11 protein-coding genes are annotated in these 15,430 nt (G+C 64.7%); 5 read left to right on the top strand and 6 right to left on the bottom strand.

The genetic code is table 11. From position 1 onward, the window contains the following. Positions 1–39 precede the first annotated feature (39 nt). Positions 40–1,161, bottom strand: a complete 1,122-nt coding sequence (locus AB5Y70_RS18025) for an HPP family protein (protein ID WP_010674943.1) — start codon at positions 1,159–1,161, stop codon at positions 40–42. Positions 1,162–1,337: 176 nt separating this feature from the next. Here AB5Y70_RS18025 and AB5Y70_RS18030 point away from each other — a divergent pair, with 176 nt between their 5' ends. Continuing rightward, entirely contained in the window at positions 1,338–2,447 is a 1,110-nt protein-coding gene (locus tag AB5Y70_RS18030; RefSeq protein WP_010674944.1) for a glycosyltransferase family 9 protein, read from the top strand. Between the two features lie 93 nt (positions 2,448–2,540). Here the strand turns inward: AB5Y70_RS18030 and metE are convergent, their stop codons facing one another. Further along, positions 2,541–4,805 carry a 5-methyltetrahydropteroyltriglutamate--homocysteine S-methyltransferase gene (gene metE, locus AB5Y70_RS18035; RefSeq protein ID WP_010674945.1) on the bottom strand — a complete coding sequence of 755 codons (2,265 nt, stop codon included), beginning with the start codon at positions 4,803–4,805 and terminating at the stop codon, positions 2,541–2,543. A 161-nt stretch (positions 4,806–4,966) separates the two neighbouring features. Between metE and AB5Y70_RS18040 the strand changes: the two genes are divergently transcribed. Next, positions 4,967–5,902, top strand: a complete 936-nt coding sequence (locus AB5Y70_RS18040; protein ID WP_010674946.1) for a LysR substrate-binding domain-containing protein — start codon at positions 4,967–4,969, stop codon at positions 5,900–5,902. A 73-nt stretch (positions 5,903–5,975) separates the two neighbouring features. On the opposite strand, the gene AB5Y70_RS18045 is transcribed toward AB5Y70_RS18040, so the two are convergent. Together AB5Y70_RS18045 and AB5Y70_RS18050 are read right to left on the bottom strand one after the other, a co-directional pair. After that, positions 5,976–6,764 (bottom strand): siderophore ferric iron reductase, encoded by a 789-nt coding sequence (locus tag AB5Y70_RS18045; RefSeq protein WP_010674947.1) that lies wholly within the window; start codon positions 6,762–6,764, stop codon positions 5,976–5,978. Between the two features lie 62 nt (positions 6,765–6,826). Continuing rightward, complete coding sequence (locus AB5Y70_RS18050; protein WP_010674948.1) at positions 6,827–8,971, bottom strand: TonB-dependent siderophore receptor; 2,145 nt, start codon at positions 8,969–8,971, stop codon at positions 6,827–6,829. A gap of 425 nt (positions 8,972–9,396) precedes the next feature. On the opposite strand from AB5Y70_RS18050, the gene AB5Y70_RS18055 reads away from it, so the two are divergent. Both AB5Y70_RS18055 and AB5Y70_RS18060 read left to right on the top strand, forming a co-directional pair. Next, positions 9,397–10,920, top strand: coding sequence for a diguanylate cyclase (locus AB5Y70_RS18055; RefSeq protein WP_010674949.1), 1,524 nt, complete (start codon positions 9,397–9,399; stop codon positions 10,918–10,920). Further along, entirely contained in the window at positions 10,910–12,478 is a 1,569-nt protein-coding gene (locus AB5Y70_RS18060) for an EAL domain-containing protein (protein ID WP_010674950.1), read from the top strand. The genes AB5Y70_RS18055 and AB5Y70_RS18060 overlap by 11 nt, the downstream gene beginning before the upstream one ends. On the opposite strand, the gene AB5Y70_RS18065 is transcribed toward AB5Y70_RS18060, so the two are convergent. Then, complete coding sequence (locus tag AB5Y70_RS18065) at positions 12,475–13,374, bottom strand: AraC family transcriptional regulator (protein ID WP_029314618.1); 900 nt, start codon at positions 13,372–13,374, stop codon at positions 12,475–12,477. The genes AB5Y70_RS18060 and AB5Y70_RS18065 overlap by 4 nt on opposite strands. Before the next feature lie 116 nt (positions 13,375–13,490). Then, complete coding sequence (locus AB5Y70_RS18070) at positions 13,491–14,390, bottom strand: LysR family transcriptional regulator (RefSeq protein ID WP_010674952.1); 900 nt, start codon at positions 14,388–14,390, stop codon at positions 13,491–13,493. A 100-nt stretch (positions 14,391–14,490) separates the two neighbouring features. Between AB5Y70_RS18070 and AB5Y70_RS18075 the strand changes: the two genes are divergently transcribed. Then, entirely contained in the window at positions 14,491–15,129 is a 639-nt protein-coding gene (locus tag AB5Y70_RS18075) for an NAD(P)-dependent oxidoreductase (RefSeq protein WP_010674953.1), read from the top strand. The last annotated feature ends 301 nt before the right edge of the window (positions 15,130–15,430 follow it).

Consider the following 15,430-nt stretch of genomic DNA (forward strand, 5'->3'; position numbering starts at 1 on the left):
CACGGGCCCCGCAAGGGGCCCGTGTCTTATGGCTCATTCTCATTGCTCACAGGCGTGCGCCTCCTCCACCTGACCCGGTTGCAGGGCCAGGGTGAACAGGGCCGCCACCATGTCGGACTGAGTGATGATGCCCACCAGCTGCTCCCCCTCCACCACCGGCATGTGGTGCAGCCCCCCGTCGGAGAAGGCCTCCACCAGATCGTAGAGAGGCTGGTAGCGCCGCGCCGTCTGCACCTCCCGGGTCATCAGATCCGCGACCTGCTGCTGCTCAAGGGCCTCCTTCGCCCTCGGCTGGTGACCCGCCCGGTCGATCATCAGGTCGTGCAGGGTGATGATGCCGACCAGCCTCTCCCCCTCATCCACCACCGGCAGCGCCTTGATCTGGTGGTGGGAGAGCAGATGCCACGCTTCCATGGCGAGCGCCTGTGGCGTCGTCACGACGAGATCCCGCGACATCACATCCTGGCACCGTACCGTCCCCACCCGCTCGCGCAGGGCGTGCAACTGGGCCTCCTGCAGCAGCTCCTGCAGATCCTGGCGGCTGATGTCCAGCAGTTCCCCGTGCTTTTGCAGGGCAAAGTCGATGTCCTGGGTGGCGAGTCGGGCACTCGGCTGGGGATCCGCCGTCTGGTGGCGATTGGGCGCCGCCTTGCCGCCATGGGGATAACGACGCCCCAGAGCGCGGTTGTAGAGCAAGCCCAGACTCAGCAGCAACAGGGAGTTGAGCAGCACCGGCAGCAGCACGTAGCCGACCCCGAGCGCCCGGATCCCCTCGCCGCCGATGACGGCGGTCAGGGCCACGGCGCCGCCGGGCGGGTGCAGGCTGCGGGTGAGGAACATGGCGGCGATGGCCAGCATCACCGCCAGGGCCGAAGCGATAGCCATGTCCGGCACCAGGCTCGCACTCAATACCCCCATCAGGGCCGACATCCCGTTGCCCACAAGGATGGACCAGGGCTGGGCCAGGGGGCTGGCGGGCGCGGCAAACAGCAGCACGGCGGAGGCCCCCATGGGGGCGATGAGCCAGTGCACCTCGAGCCCCAGCCCCCAGCGACACAGCAAGGCGGTGCCGAGCAAGCCGATGAGGGCGCCAAGGGCGCCGTAACAACTCTCTTTGACGCTGGTATTGGTCGATACCGGCAAAAAATCCCTGAACTGCATGGTGCTCCCGCTGGCGATAACATTTATTTCAAATGCGCAATTCTAGCCACTTTCCCCCGTCCCGCACCAGCACCCGCTCCGCCATGGCCATCATCCGCACGCTTTTTCCCTTCTTAACATTGTCTTAAGAGTCCGCTGGCACCCTTTACGCCATCCCAACACTGGAGCCCAACGGTATGACTCACCTCAACGATGCCCTGCGCCGCTTCGACGGCCAACGCCGGGTCTGGACAGCGGGACTGGAGCGAACCCTGCTCGGCTGGCTTGCCAGTCGCAGCGCATTGCCGCCCTCTTCGCAGGCCCCCCGCCGGATCCTGGTCATTCGCAGCACCAACCGCATCGGCAACAACCTCTTCCTGCTGCCCTTCCTGCACCAGCTTCATCGCGCCCATCCCCACGCCGAGCTGGAGCTGGTGTGCAGCCCCACCACCCTGCTCCCCTTCCTGGCCGATCTGCCCCTGCGGCACATTCATCAGATCCGGTTGCAGGGCAGACACCTGCCGGGCGCCCTCTCGGCACTCTCGCGTCTGCGCCGCCAGCACTACGACAGGGTCTACGTCCCCTTCGCCTCCAGTACGGATCACTTCATCGCCGCCTGGGTACAGGCCCGTGAGAAATGCGGCTTCGACGATGGCCATGGGGATCTCATCTTCCCGCGTCCGCAGGCTCCGGACAGTGAGTGCCACTACGCCCACCAGCCCCTGCAACTGCTCGGCATACCGGGCAATCCGGCCGACCCCATCCCCCTTGGCAGCCTGTTGCAGGGGCCAAGCCCGGCCTTGAGTGCGCTGCGACGAGCCCATCCTGGCCGTCCCCTGATCGGCTTTTTCACCGGCGCCCGCAAGGGCAAGGGGCTCTCCCAGCCCCAGTGGCAGCGGTTGCTTGGGGATCTGCGCCGTCACAGCCCGGATGCCCTGCTGATCCAGCTCGCGGATCCCGCCGCCCCCGAGCACCTGCTCGGGGACGTGCACGTTTCCCTTGGCAACATGGGGGAGCTGGCCCGCTTCACGGGCGGCCTCTCCCTCTTCGTCAGCGCCGACACCGGTCCCCTGCACCTGGCTGCCGCCAGCGGTGTGCCCTGTCTTGGCCTCTTTACCCAGACCGACCCCGCCCGCTACGGGTGCCTGGGCGCCCAGCACCTCAATCTGGTGATCGAGGATCGCAATGCCATTCCCCTCGACCACCAGTGGCTGGCCGAGGCGCTCGCAAGCGCCCCTCACCCGGTGACGATGTCGGTTTCCCCCACCCGCTACCTGCCCCCCCGGCCCGCCCTGCTCCCCCTCTAGGGAGCGGCCATGCAAAAAAGAGGGAAGGCTGTCGCCTTCCCTCTCTCGTCTTGGTGACACTCACCGGGCGCTCGTCCAGGTGAATGGAAGCCCTCAGGCCAGCTCGGCGCGCAGCGCCCGGGTGGCATCGACCATCACCTTCAGGGCAGCGGTGGTCTCTTCCCAACCACGGGTCTTGAGGCCGCAGTCCGGGTTCACCCAGAGCCGATCCGCCGGGATTTGTTGCGCAGCCTTGCGGATGAGGTCTTCAATCCAGCCCTGGCTCGGTACGTTCGGCGAGTGGATGTCGTAGACGCCCGGGCCGATCTCGTTGGGGTAGTTGAAGCGCTCGAACGCTTCGAGCAACTGCATCTGGCTGCGGCTCGTCTCGATGGTGATCACATCCGCGTCCAGCGCCGCCACCGCCTCGATGATGAGGTTGAAGTCGCTGTAACACATGTGGGTGTGGATCTGGGTGCTGTCCACCACCGGGCTTGCGCTCAGGCGGAAGGCGCGCACCGCCCAGTCGAGATAGGCCTGGTGATCCTGCTTGCGCAGGGGCAGCCCTTCGCGGATCGCCGGCTCGTCGATCTGGATGATCTTGATGCCGGCGGCTTCCAAGTCAGCCACCTCGTCGCGAATGGCCAGGCCAATCTGCAGGGCGGACTGCTCGCGGCTCACGTCTTCCCGCGGGAAGGACCAGCAGAGAATGGTCACGGGGCCGGTCAGCATGCCCTTCACCGGCTTGTCGGTCAGGCTCTGGGCAAACTTCGTCCACTCAAGGGTCATGGGGGTCGGACGGTCGATGTCACGGGTGATCACCGGCGGCTTGACGCAGCGGGAGCCATAGCTCTGTACCCAGCCAAAGCGGGTGATGGCAAAGCCGTCCAGCAGCTCCCCGAAATACTCCACCATGTCGTTGCGCTCGGCCTCGCCGTGCACCAGCACGTCCAGCCCGATGGCCTCCTGGCGCTCAATCGCATCCTTGATCTGGGCCTGGATGCCCGCCTCGTAGGCCTGGTCATCGATGCGCCCGGCACGCCAATCCTGACGCAGCACCCGGATTTCAGAGGTCTGCGGGAAGGAGCCGATGGTGGTGGTGGGCAGGAGCGGCAGATTCAGATCCGAGCGCTGCGCGTCGGCACGCACCGGGTAGGCGCTCTGGCGATCGAAGTCACTGTTGGTCAGGCTGGCGAGTCGTGACTGCACCGCTTTCTTGTGAACCCGGCTGTCGGACTCCCGATCCACGATGGGCTGGCTGTAAGCCTCGATTTTGTCCAGGGCGCCACCGTCCAGGTAGTCGGACAGCAGCCCCAGCTCATAGCACTTTTGCAGGGCGAAGGCGAACCAGCTGCGGGTCTGGGGATCCAGCTCGTGCTCCAGGGTCAAATCCACCGGGCTGTGCAGCAAGGAACAGGAGGAGGCCACCCAGAGGCGCTCGCCAAGCTTTTCTTTCAAGGCCTTGAGGGTCGGCGCCAGCTTGGCCAGGTTGGCACGCCAGACGTTGCGGCCGTTGATGACACCCGCCGAGAGTACCCACTGGGCCGGCAGGTGCGGGACCAGGGTCTCCAGCTGCTCGGGGGCTGCCACCAGATCCAGGTGCAGGCCGTCCACCTTCAGACTGGTGATGATGTCCCGCTGATGGGCCACGGACCCGAAGTAGGTGGTGAGCAGCAGCTTGCAGGGGCCGCTCAGGCGCTCATATGCCTTGAGGTAGGCCAGGCGCCACTCGTCCGGCAGGTCCAGCGCCAGGGCCGGCTCGTCGATTTGCACCCACTCCACCCCCTGGGCCGCCAGTTTGGCCAGGATCTCCTGGTAGACGATCAGCAGGCGATCCAGCAGTTCGAGGCGGGAGAAGCCGCTCTCTTTCTCCTTGCCAAGCCACAGGTAGGAGACAGGGCCCAGCAACACCGCCTTGACCGGCAGCCCAAGGGCCTTGGCCTCTTCCACCTCGTCAAAGAGCTGGCTCCAGCCCAGCTTGAAGCGCTGGTCACGGTAAAATTCCGGCACCAGGTAGTGGTAGTTGGTGTTGAACCACTTGGTCATCTCGGCAGCGGCCGCCGCCGGGCCGGTCGGCGCACGGCCACGGGCCACCCGGAACAGGGTGTCGAGGTCGGTGTCGCCGTGGCGGTGACGGGCAGGCACGGCGTCCACCAGCAGGCTGGTACCCAGCACCTGATCGTACCAGGCAAAATCCCCCACCGGCAGCAGGTTGACCCCGGCGGTACGCTGGGCCTGCCAGTGGCGCTCACGCAGGCTCTTGCCCACGGCGACCAGCTCGGCCTGGGTGGTTTCGCCACGCCAGTAGGATTCGAGGGCAAATTTCAGTTCGCGCTTGGCGCCGATACGGGGAAAGCCCAGGGTGTGTGCGAAGGTCATAGGTTCCATTCCTTATGCTCGTTTATCTGATGAGGATCTGGACTGTTTGGCCATCCAGATGTTTACACATCCAAAATGACAAGATAAGGTGACCTTGGCTATTGAATCCTCTTCAACTGGCTCTCAAGAATTTCTCAACTGACGCACAAAGGAGCAGTGCCATGGTCGCGCCCACCCCATCCAGCCCCCCTCAGAGCAGCAATCTGGGCATCGATCTCAAACACCTGAAGACCATCAGCGCCCTGGCCGAGCAAGGGTCCCTGGCCGGGGCCGCACTCACCCTCAACCTCACCCAGTCCGCCCTCTCCCACCAGCTCAAGGAGCTGGAGATCCGCCTCAATCTGGAGCTGTTTCTTCGAAAAAGCCGCCCTCTGGTGCTGACGGCGGCAGGCCAGCATCTGCTGGCCCTGGCCCGTCAGGTGCTGCCCGCCCTGGCCCAGACCGAGCGCCAGCTGGTCGCCCTGCACAGCGGCGAGGCGGGCAGGCTGCATCTGGCCCTCGATTGCCACAGCTGCATCCAGTGGCTGCTCCCGCTGTTGCCGGACTTTCGCCGCCAGTGGCCCGGCGTGGATCTGGAGGTGGAGTCGGTGCCGGGTTTCGATGCCATCAGTGCCCTGCTTGGCGGCCAGCTCGACCTGCTGCTCACCTCGGATGTGCAGGCCCGCGGAGATCTTCATTTCGAGCCGCTGTTCGCCTTCGATCTCACCCTGGTGATGGCGCCGGATCACCCCCTCTGCCAGCAGCGGCGCATCGCACCAGACGATCTGCGACCGGAGGTGCTGCTGGTCTACCCGGTGGAGCGGGCGCGCATGGACGTGTTCAGCCGTTTCCTGCAACCGGCCGGGGTGGAGCCCGCCCGTTGCAAACCGGTGGACAACACCTCGGTCATGCTGCAGATGGCCGCCGCCGGGCTCGGGCTCGCCGCCCTGCCCCGCTGGGCCAGCGAGGAGTTCGTGCGCCAGGGCCTGCTTGAGGCGCGCCCTCTCGGGGAGGGCATTCGCCGCCACATGTATGGCGCCGTGCGCGCCGCCGACAAAGATCAGGCCTGCCTGCAGAGCCTGTTCGAGCGCATTCGCACCCGGATGGCGGCCCAGTAAGCCGGGCACAAAAAAGCCGCCAGGATCAGGCGGCGTTCACCACGGGTTGCCCGCGCCGACGAAGAGTCGGGTATCAGCACTCGTCACCCCTCGCCCCACCCAGCCTTCGTGGGCAGTTGCCACACAGTTCCCCATCCCGGCGCTTGTAGTGCAGGCAGCAGCGCTGGCGCACATAGCCCGGGAAGGCCTCGTCCCGGGGCAGGCCTGCTTCGCACCAGCCCGTCAGATGTGCCGACGGCAGGCCACAGGATTCAAGCCAGAGGGGAGCATGGGACCTCACCTCCTCCCGACTCACCTCCCCGAAGAAATCGGGCACCCGCACCAGGGCCGCCAGCAGATCGTCCGCCAGGAGCGGGCGCACGAAACCGGGGCGCAGCCGCTGCGCCGTCCCAAGGAGGGTGAACTGCCCCTGCCAGTGCGCCTGGAGTCGCTCCCCGGCCGTCTTGATCAACACGCCGGCCTCCCCTCTGATCATGGGCTCGGCCGGCAGGGTAAAGCCCGACACCACGCCGGCCTCATGCCCCTGTCCCAGCCTGTCGAGGGCAGGCACGGCCTGATGGCGATAGACGGCCACCATGGCGAGATAGATGGATTGCCAGCAGAGCATGCCCCAGCTGCGGGTGAGCCAGTAGGCGGGCCCCGCCTCCGGGTGTGCCTGCTGCCAGTGCGCATGGAGGGCTGCGGCCACCACGGCCGACGTCGCCCCGGCGGCATCCGTCAGTGGCGGTCGCACGTCACCGGCCGCCACCAGGTTCCCCTTGAGGGACGGGATCAGGCTGGCCGCCGCCGCGAACAGGGCCTGGTGATCCGAGACGAGGGCGCGTTCCGCGTCCGCTTTTTCCCGGCCAAGGCTGCGCGGCACACCGCGCGCCCTCTCCTCGCCCATTCGTTGAAAGGGCCCCGGGCGCGTGCCGGGGCGCAAGGTCAGAATGCGTATTTGAGTCGCGCCTCCACGCTTCGTTCGGCCCCGAACCAGCAGTTGTTCTGGTCGTAGCAGGAGTAGTAGGTCTTGTTGAACAGGTTGCTGGCACCAAGCGATACCCCCACCCCCTTCAGGCTTGCGCTGAGGGCGGCGAGATCGTAGGAGGCGGACATGTCCATCAGGAGGTAGTCCGGTACCTTGTCGGTGTTGGCGGCATCCATCTCGGCCTCCCCCACGTAGCGCAGGCCGGCGCCCACTCGCATCCCCTCGAGGTTGCCACCCGGGTAGTAGTTGCTCCACAGCGACGCCATCTGTCTGGGGACCCAGACCGGCGTCTTGCCCTGCAACGTGGTGGTATCGCGCGTGATCTCCATGTCCATCAGGGTGTAGTTGAGGGCCAGATCCAGCTGGCTGGTGAGATCGGCTCTCCCCTCAAGCTCGATGCCCCTGGAGACCGTCTCCCCGGTCTGCAGCTTGGGCCCGTAGACATTGTCCGGGTCCGTCACCAGGGCATTCTTCTTGGTGATGTGGAACGCCGACAGCGTCGCAGTCTTGCTCATGTCGTCGGAGAGGAACTTGACGCCCCCTTCCCACTGATGACCGGTCGCCGGTTTGAACGCCTGACCCTGCTTGTCCGCCCCCGGCACCGGCTCGAAACTCTCGGCATAGCTCGCATAGGGGGAGAAGCCGCCATCCAGCTCATAGAGAGCGCCGACGCGGAAGGAGAGGTTGTCCTGATCGAGGTGGGCCAGGGTCTGGCTGTCCGCCCCCTGATAGAGGGTCCGGCTGTCGGTGTCCATCCGGTAGCGGTCGTAGCGGGCGCCGCCGATGGCCACCAGCCGATCGAGGCGCACCTGATCCTGCAGATAGACGCCGGTCTGGGACTGACGGATCACCTTTTTATCCTGGTAGTTGAAAGTGAGTGCCTCTGGGACTATCTGGCTATGGTTCGGGTTGAAAATGTCGATGCTGGGCGCCGAGTAGTCGAGGGTATCCCGGTAGAGGATATGGGCATCCAGGTACTGGTAATCGACCCCAAGCAGCAGGTTGTGCTGGGCAGAGCCCGTCTGCACCTTGCCCGCCAGCTGGTTGTCGATGACAACGCCGCGAGAGTCTTCATCGGTGAGATAGGCGTTGCGGGCCAGGGTGCGGTTGTCCGCCGCCAGGGCCGCGTTGTAGGTGTTGCGCTGATAGGCAGACGCATCCATGTAGCGGGCATTTTGCAGCACCTGCCAGCGCTCGTTGAAGTCGTGGCTCAGCTTGTAGCCCAGCAGGGTCACGTCCCGGTTGTACTCGTTCCAGTTCTCGTCGCCAAGGAAGGTGTCGCTGCCAAGCTGCCCCAGGGGGTTGGACTTGGCCGAGCCGCTGGCGGGCACAGTGGTGTAGATGCCGGCCTCGGGATCCTTCTGGTAGTAAAGGTTGAGGTTCAGCAGGGTGCGCTCGCCGAGCTGCCAGTCCAGGGACGGCGCAAAGACGTAGCGCTCCTCCTTCGAGGTCACCGCCTGGCCATCCTTCTCCCGGGCCAGTCCCACCAGCCGATAGGCGAGCTGCTCGTTGATGGCACCGGTGCTGTCGAGGGTCATCTCCTTGAGGGTGCCCGTGCCGGTCGCCACGCTCACGTTGTGCTTGCTCTCCCGCTGGGGGCGCTTGGCGATGAGGTTGACCATGCCGCCGGGGGGCATGCTGCCATAGAGCACCGATGTCGGCCCCTTGAACACCTCCAGCTGCTCGATGGCCACCGGATCGATCTGGGGTTGCAGGTTCCAGTCGTTGTACTGGAGCAGCAGGCCGTCATAGAAGTTCTGGTAGTTGTCAAAGCCACGGATGTTGAACAGATCCAGCCGATTGACCGCCCCGCCCCGCAGCTCGGTGTTGACACCGGGCACGTAGCGCAGCGCCTCGCTCACCGAACTGACACCGCGCAGCGACAGGGTCTCCCCATCCACCACCGAGATGGCCTGGGGCGTCTCGATGGGGTCGAGCCGGGTCTTGGTCGCGGTGTTGCGATAGGTCTGGCCGAGCACGGTCAGGGTCTCGTCGGCGGTGGCCGTATCCTGGCTTTCGGGCGCGGCGGCCTGTACAGAGCCTGCAAGCAGGGTGGAGATGGTCACGGCGACCAGGGTCAAAGGGGGGTGAACAAGCTGCATCTGATCCTCGATTACTTACTGCATGTGAATAGTAACAAATATCATTTGCATTTTATTGTTCTATTTTGCCCCGATATTAACAATTTGGGGCATGTTGGCGGGGGAGCGGGGAAAGCGAGGGTGGCAGGCACGCCATCTGTTATCGGAGGCAACATGGCAACGCCGTCGAGGCTCTCAGGGAGGCCCATCATGGCCGCCTGATGAAGGACACCGCCTTCACTTGCACAGCCAATTAGAAAGTAACCATCACATATTCAGAACATGGCGGCATTTTCACCACCATATTCACACTCATCAGATAAGTATGGTCGCGTTCTCCCTCCCCTTGTTGATCCTGGTCAATCGCTATTGATAAAGGAGGCGATAGCATGCCCACCCTTTTATCAGCCCTGATTGAGACAATACCAAGCCATCAGCACACGCCTATGAATGAGACCGCCCACCAAAATCTGCACTGCGATACCCAGCTCAACGTCACCTTCGGAGTCATCATCCTGACCCTGCTTATCGCCCTGATGGCCGTCAGTGTCAGCATCCGGACCTCTGCCGAGCGCAAGTACCACAAGGTGGCGGCCATGTTCGTGCACAACATGGCGACCCAGTCCATCGAGCCACAGTTCAAGTCACTGGAGCATGTCCTCAACGAAACGGGCAGTGTCATCGATGAATCAGGCCTGGATGCCTTCCTCAATGAGGATCATACGCCCCTTAGCCTCTCCCTGATGCAAACGTTGGCGCTCACCCCCTATGTGAAGAGCATCCTGCTCGCCGATCCGCAGGGGCGGTTCAACGCCATCCCCCATCTGCCGGTCGAGGAGCACGTTGATGCCAGGGAGCGCCCCTGGTTTCTCGCGGCCGCCGTGCGAACCCTCTTCGTGCACTACACCGACCACTACACCAGCAAGTTCGATGACAAGAGCCGCAGCGTCTCCGTCTCCCGCCCCCTGCTCGACAAGGAGGGGTTCTTCCTCGGCACCCTGGCCATGAACGTGGATCTCGAGCAGATGAGCTATCCCCTGCGTCAGCTCATGAGCCCTCTCAAGGGGGAGTTCTACCTGGTCGATCGGGCAGGCGACATCCTGCTGCACTCGGATGTGGGGAACCTGTTTCGCCATCGCGTGGACCGCCGGCTCATCGAGCAGATGACCAACGGCGCCGACCACCTCTTCGATGCAAAGCGCCAGACCCACCTCTACTACCACTCCTTCTCCAACCCGGACTGGTTCGTCATCTATGCCGTCAGCGATGCCAGGTTCAAGGAGGTAAGCAGCCGCGAGTCCCACCAGCTCCAGATCACCCTGGTGGGCTGCATGCTGATCTGCCTGCTCTGCTGGTGGTCCTTGCGTCATGTGCTCAGCAAGATGATCTTCGAGATCATCGCCCTGATGCGCGCCGGACGCATCCACGCGGGCAAACCGGGGGATCAGTTGCGCCAGGAGATCCAGAACGGCCATCGCCAGATGCAGGAAGCCGTGGAGGCGTCCAACACGGATGCCCTGACGGGCCTGTTCAATCGCCGCTGCTTTGACAAGGCACTCGACGACCAGCTGATCGCCGGCCGCCCTTTCTGCCTGGGGTTGATCGATCTGGACAACTTCAAATCCATCAATGACACCCACGGCCACCCGGTCGGTGACGACGTCCTGTGGGCGGTGGCCCGGAAAGGGCGGCAGATTGCAGGCAAGGAGGCCACCCTCTATCGCTACGGCGGCGAGGAGCTGGCCATCATCATTCCCGGGGAGGACAGCGTCAGAGCACGGAGGCTGATTGAACAGTGGCGCACCCAGGTGGCACAGCGGTCATGGCGCGAACCGGAACTGGTGGTGACCTTCTCTGCCGGGTTGGGACTGTGGCGACAGGAGTCCGCCGAGCAACTGCTGGCGCGGGTCGATCAGGCGCTCTATCAGGCCAAGGATGCCGGCAAGAATCGGGTGCACCATGCCGACTGATCCCCTGGCACAGCGTCTGCGTCTGGCCATCGTGCTCGGGCTCCTCTTGCTGGTCGGCCTCACCGCCCTCAACCTCCTGCAGGCGGCCAGCGGCCTTCGCAAGGACAACGCGCGCAGCCTGAACCATGCCCGGGCCATGATAGAGAGTGCCATCAACGACGGTCAGTCCCTGGTTAAGGCCGCCCGCCCCCTCGCCATGGGCCGCTGCCAGGATGAGCAACTGGCCCTGCGCGACCTCATCACCGCCTCCCCCTATGCGCGGGCACTCTATGTGCTGGAGGGGCAGCAACTGCGCTGTACCACCCTGCACAGGCCCATCCTCACCCGGGATATTCCCCGTGGCCCGGCGGGCAACCAGACGCTGATCCTCGCCAGACACAGCCCCATCACCGGGCAGACCGCCATCCTCTACCGTCAGCCATCCGGCGATCGCACCCTGCTGGTGGAGCTGGACGGCTTCCACATCTTCGGCGCCTTGCAGGCCGTGATGGGAGAGGACAACCTCTTCTTCCTCCTCGGGGACCAGGCCCTCGATGGCCACGGCAGGACCCTGCCCGCAGCCCGCCTGCTGGAAGGGGGACAGCGTCTGCAACAAAGCGAGCCCACCGCTCATCCCTATCGCCTGGTGGCGCTCAACGGTTACAAGGAAGTGCTGGCGTTTGCCTGGGCGTACAACCAGGAGAACCTGCTTGCCGCCCCTGTGCTGGCGCTGTTGCTGGGGCTGCTCACCTTCTATCTGAGGGGGCGCAGCGGCTCCCCTCGCAGCGAGCTTGCCAGAGCCATGGCGGCCCGGGAGTTCATCCCCCATCTGCAACCCGTGATGGACAGGCAGGGGCGCCTGCGCGGTTGTGAAGTGCTGATGCGCTGGCGTCATCCCACACAAGGGATGATTGCCCCCAACCACTTCATCCCCCTCGCGGAGGAGTGCGGCTACATAGTGCCGATGACTCGCCAGTTGATGGCCCAGACCCGGGATTATCTGGTCGGGGTGGCCAACAGGCTGCCCCTCGGCTTTCACGTCGCCGTCAATGTCTGCGCCCAGCACTTCAAAAACCAGGACATCGTCGCCGAGTGCCGCGACTTTCTTCGCGCCTTCCCGGGTCAGGATCTGCGTCTGGTGCTCGAGGTGACGGAGCGGGAGATGGTGGATGCGGACGAGCAGACCCGCGCCATCTTCGATGCCCTGGACGAGCTGGGCGTGCTCATCGCCATCGATGACTTTGGCACCGGCCACTCCAGCCTCTGCTATCTGCAGATGTTCCATGTGGACATCATCAAAATCGATCGCAGCTTTATCAAGGGAATGAAAGAGGAAGGCCCCTCCCGCCATATCGTCGAAAACATCCTGGATCTCGCCCATCGCATGGGGCTGGCTCTGGTCGCCGAAGGGGTGGAGACCCAGGAACAGGCCGAGATGGCACGCCACTATGGCATCGACTACCTGCAGGGCTTCTACTTCGCCAAGCCGCTGCCACCGGCCCAGTTCACTGATCTCCTGACCAGCGCCACACGCCCGGAGCCATCCCGGCGCCATGCCGGGGTGAGCCTCCTTCCCTAACGAGGGGCGACGGGCAGCCAGTACTCCATGGTGGCGTCGGGCTGCTGGCCGTCAAAGCCGGGGGCATAGCGCTCCAGTTCGAAACCGTCCAGCCCCCAGTATGCCGACTCCGGCAGCCAGTGCAGGATGAACCAGTGCAGGCTCTCCCCCAGCTGGGCAATGGGTCCTTTGTGGGTGAGCACGGCATACTCCTGAGCCGGCACGTTGAGACTCGACAGGCCGGGGGGCGTAGGCGCCGTCGTGGTCACCCCGGCCCAGTAAGGCAGCCGTTCCCCTGCCCCCGATACACCCACCACCCCCAGCCATTCCCTCGACAGGTCCAGCGCCCCCGTCTCGCGCAGCGCTCGCCAGATGGCGGGCACCGTCTGCTGAAAATCCGGTGAGGCATCGAACAACCCCCGGATCGTGCCACTGACTCCCTGCAAGGTGAACGCCGGCAGGCTCTCTATGCGCACCTGCACCAGGTTGGGAGAGGCAGAGCGGGGGACCGCCGCCCGCACCAGGGGCGTGCGCAACCCCAGCCGCAGGCCCCGCTTGCGATACGCCAGCGGCGAGCAGCCAAATTGCTGCTTGAAGGCGCGGCTGAAACTCACTTCCGAGCCAAACCCGTGATCCAGCGCCACATCCAGCACCCGCAGCCGGGTGGAGAGCAGCGCCTCCGCCGCCATGCTCAGCTTCAGCTCGCGCACATAGTGAGCCACCGTCTGGCCCGTCTCATGCAGGAATACCCGTTGCAACTGCCAGCGGGACCAGCAGCTCTGCCGGGCCAGCGCCTCCAGGGAGAGCGGCTGATCCAGATTGGCATGGATGTAGTCGAGCACTCGCTCGATGCGGATGAGGTGGGCGCGCGCCTCGGGTGCCGGCTCACGGAGTGGGTGGGGAGAAGTCGGTGTCATGATGCGCTTGAGACCACGCCAGCAGAGGGCGCTCTGGCCCGGGAGGGCCACATTAAACAGGGGTGTCGCGCCGACCGCAAGGCCGGCGCACCGCCTGGCTATTCATCCCGCCCCGCTCAGGGTAGACGGCTCTGGCCATGCTCGGCAAAGTGGCTGCGAAGGGCGCTGATCACCCGCCGCACCTTCTCCGGGATCTCCCGCTGGGGGGTGATGGCATGGATCTCCATGGGAGGGGCCAAAAAGCCCGGCAGCAGCACGAGCAATCGACCGGTGGCGATATCTTCTTCTATTTCACCTTCCGGTTGCAGCGAAATCCCCTGCCCTGCCAGGGTGAACTGGCGCAGGGGCAAGACGTTGTTGCACAGCACCCTGGGCTTGGGCTTGATCTTGTGGGCCTCCCCCTTCTCGTCCAGCAGCAGTATCCCACCCCCCAGCATGTCCGAGGCCAGCCAGTCGTGGGCCAGCAGATCCGCCGGGCTGCGCGGCGTGCCCTTGCGTGCCAGATAGGCGGGCGAGGCACACAGCAGCATCCGGGTCTGACCCAGTCTGCGCGCCACCAGGGTGGAATCTTCAAGCGTGCCGACCCGCAGCGCCACGTCGATGCGATCCTTGATGAGATCCCGCTTCTCGTCGTCGGCAATGATCTGGATGCCCAGGCCCGGGTGCGCCTGCAGCAGCGGCGAGAGCGCCCGCGCCAGGGGCTGGCCCGCCATCCCCACCGGCGCGGTGATCCGCACTTCTCCGAGCAGGCTGTCGCGCACCTCCGAGAGGCGCAGCTCGGTGTCGTTCAGGGTCTGCTGCAACGACTGGCAACCCTGCCACACCACTTCCCCCGCCTCGGTCAGGCTGAGGCGGCGGGTGGAGCGGTGCAGCAGGGTGAGGCCGAGCAGGCTCTCCAGCTGGCTGATATGCTGGCTGACGGCGGACGGGGTCATGCCGAGGGCCTTGGCGGCGCCGGTCATGCTGCCCGCCTCCACCACGGCCGCGAAGATGGCGTAGCGTCTGAGCTGATCCATTATGAAGCCCTGCTTACAAGTGAATGCAATTTTAAGTGGATTATTAAATCACACTCGGGGGCGTAGGATAGCCCCATTCCCACAGTGAAGGAGAATTCCCATGAAGATTGCCCTCATCGGTGCCAGCGGTTTTGTCGGTTCAGCCATCCTCCAGGAGGCCGTCAGCCGCGGTCATCAGGTCACCGCCATCGTGCGTGACGTGAGCAAGGTCGCCGCTCACCCGCAAGTCACCGCCGTGGCGGTGGACGCCCAGGACAGCCAGGCACTGGCCAAGGTGCTCAAGGGGCACGATCGGGTGATCAGTGCCTACAACCCGGGCTGGAGTGCCACGGACATCTACGATCAGTACCTCAAGGGGGCCAGCGCTATCGTGGCCGCCGCCAACGACGCCGGGAGCTGGCTGCTGGTGGTCGGCGGTGCCGGCAGTCTGGAAATCGCCCCGGGCGTGCAGCTGGTGGACACCCCGGAGTTCCCGGCAGAGTGGAAGCAAGGGGCCCTCGCGGCCCGGGATGGTCTCACCGCCCTTCGCCGGGAAACCACCCTCGACTGGCGTTTCGTCTCCCCACCCGTGTTCCTCGAACCCGGCGAGAAGCGCGGCGGTTACCGCCTTGGCACGGATCAGGTGCTGTTCAGCGGCGAGCAGCCCGCCGGGATCACGGTCGGCGATCTGGCGGACGGGGTGCTGAACGAGGTGCAAGCACCGGCTCACCTGCGCCAGCGTTTCACCCTGGGTTATTGAGGAAAGGCGCGCCAGCAACCCTTCCCATGACAGTCCCACGGAGGGAGGCGGATGCCTCCCTCCGCCTTTTCTCTCCCGCGTCTATCCCGTCACGCCAATGTCGCTCTCACCCGGTACGGCAGATCGCCGCCTGAGCCGCCCGTTGCTCGTTCCATTCGCTCAAGTCCGAATTCCATTTCGAATTTTGTATATAACTAAGAATATTTTGTTGCTTCCACCTTATAACCTCGAACAGTAGCATCACCCTCAACCCAAACGGCGCCACTCAAGAAGAGTGCGCCCCGGTTTCGCAACACCCCGC

It is taken from the genome of Aeromonas sp. s1(2024) (assembly GCF_040908005.1).
Taxonomy (GTDB): domain Bacteria; phylum Pseudomonadota; class Gammaproteobacteria; order Enterobacterales; family Aeromonadaceae; genus Aeromonas; species Aeromonas caviae.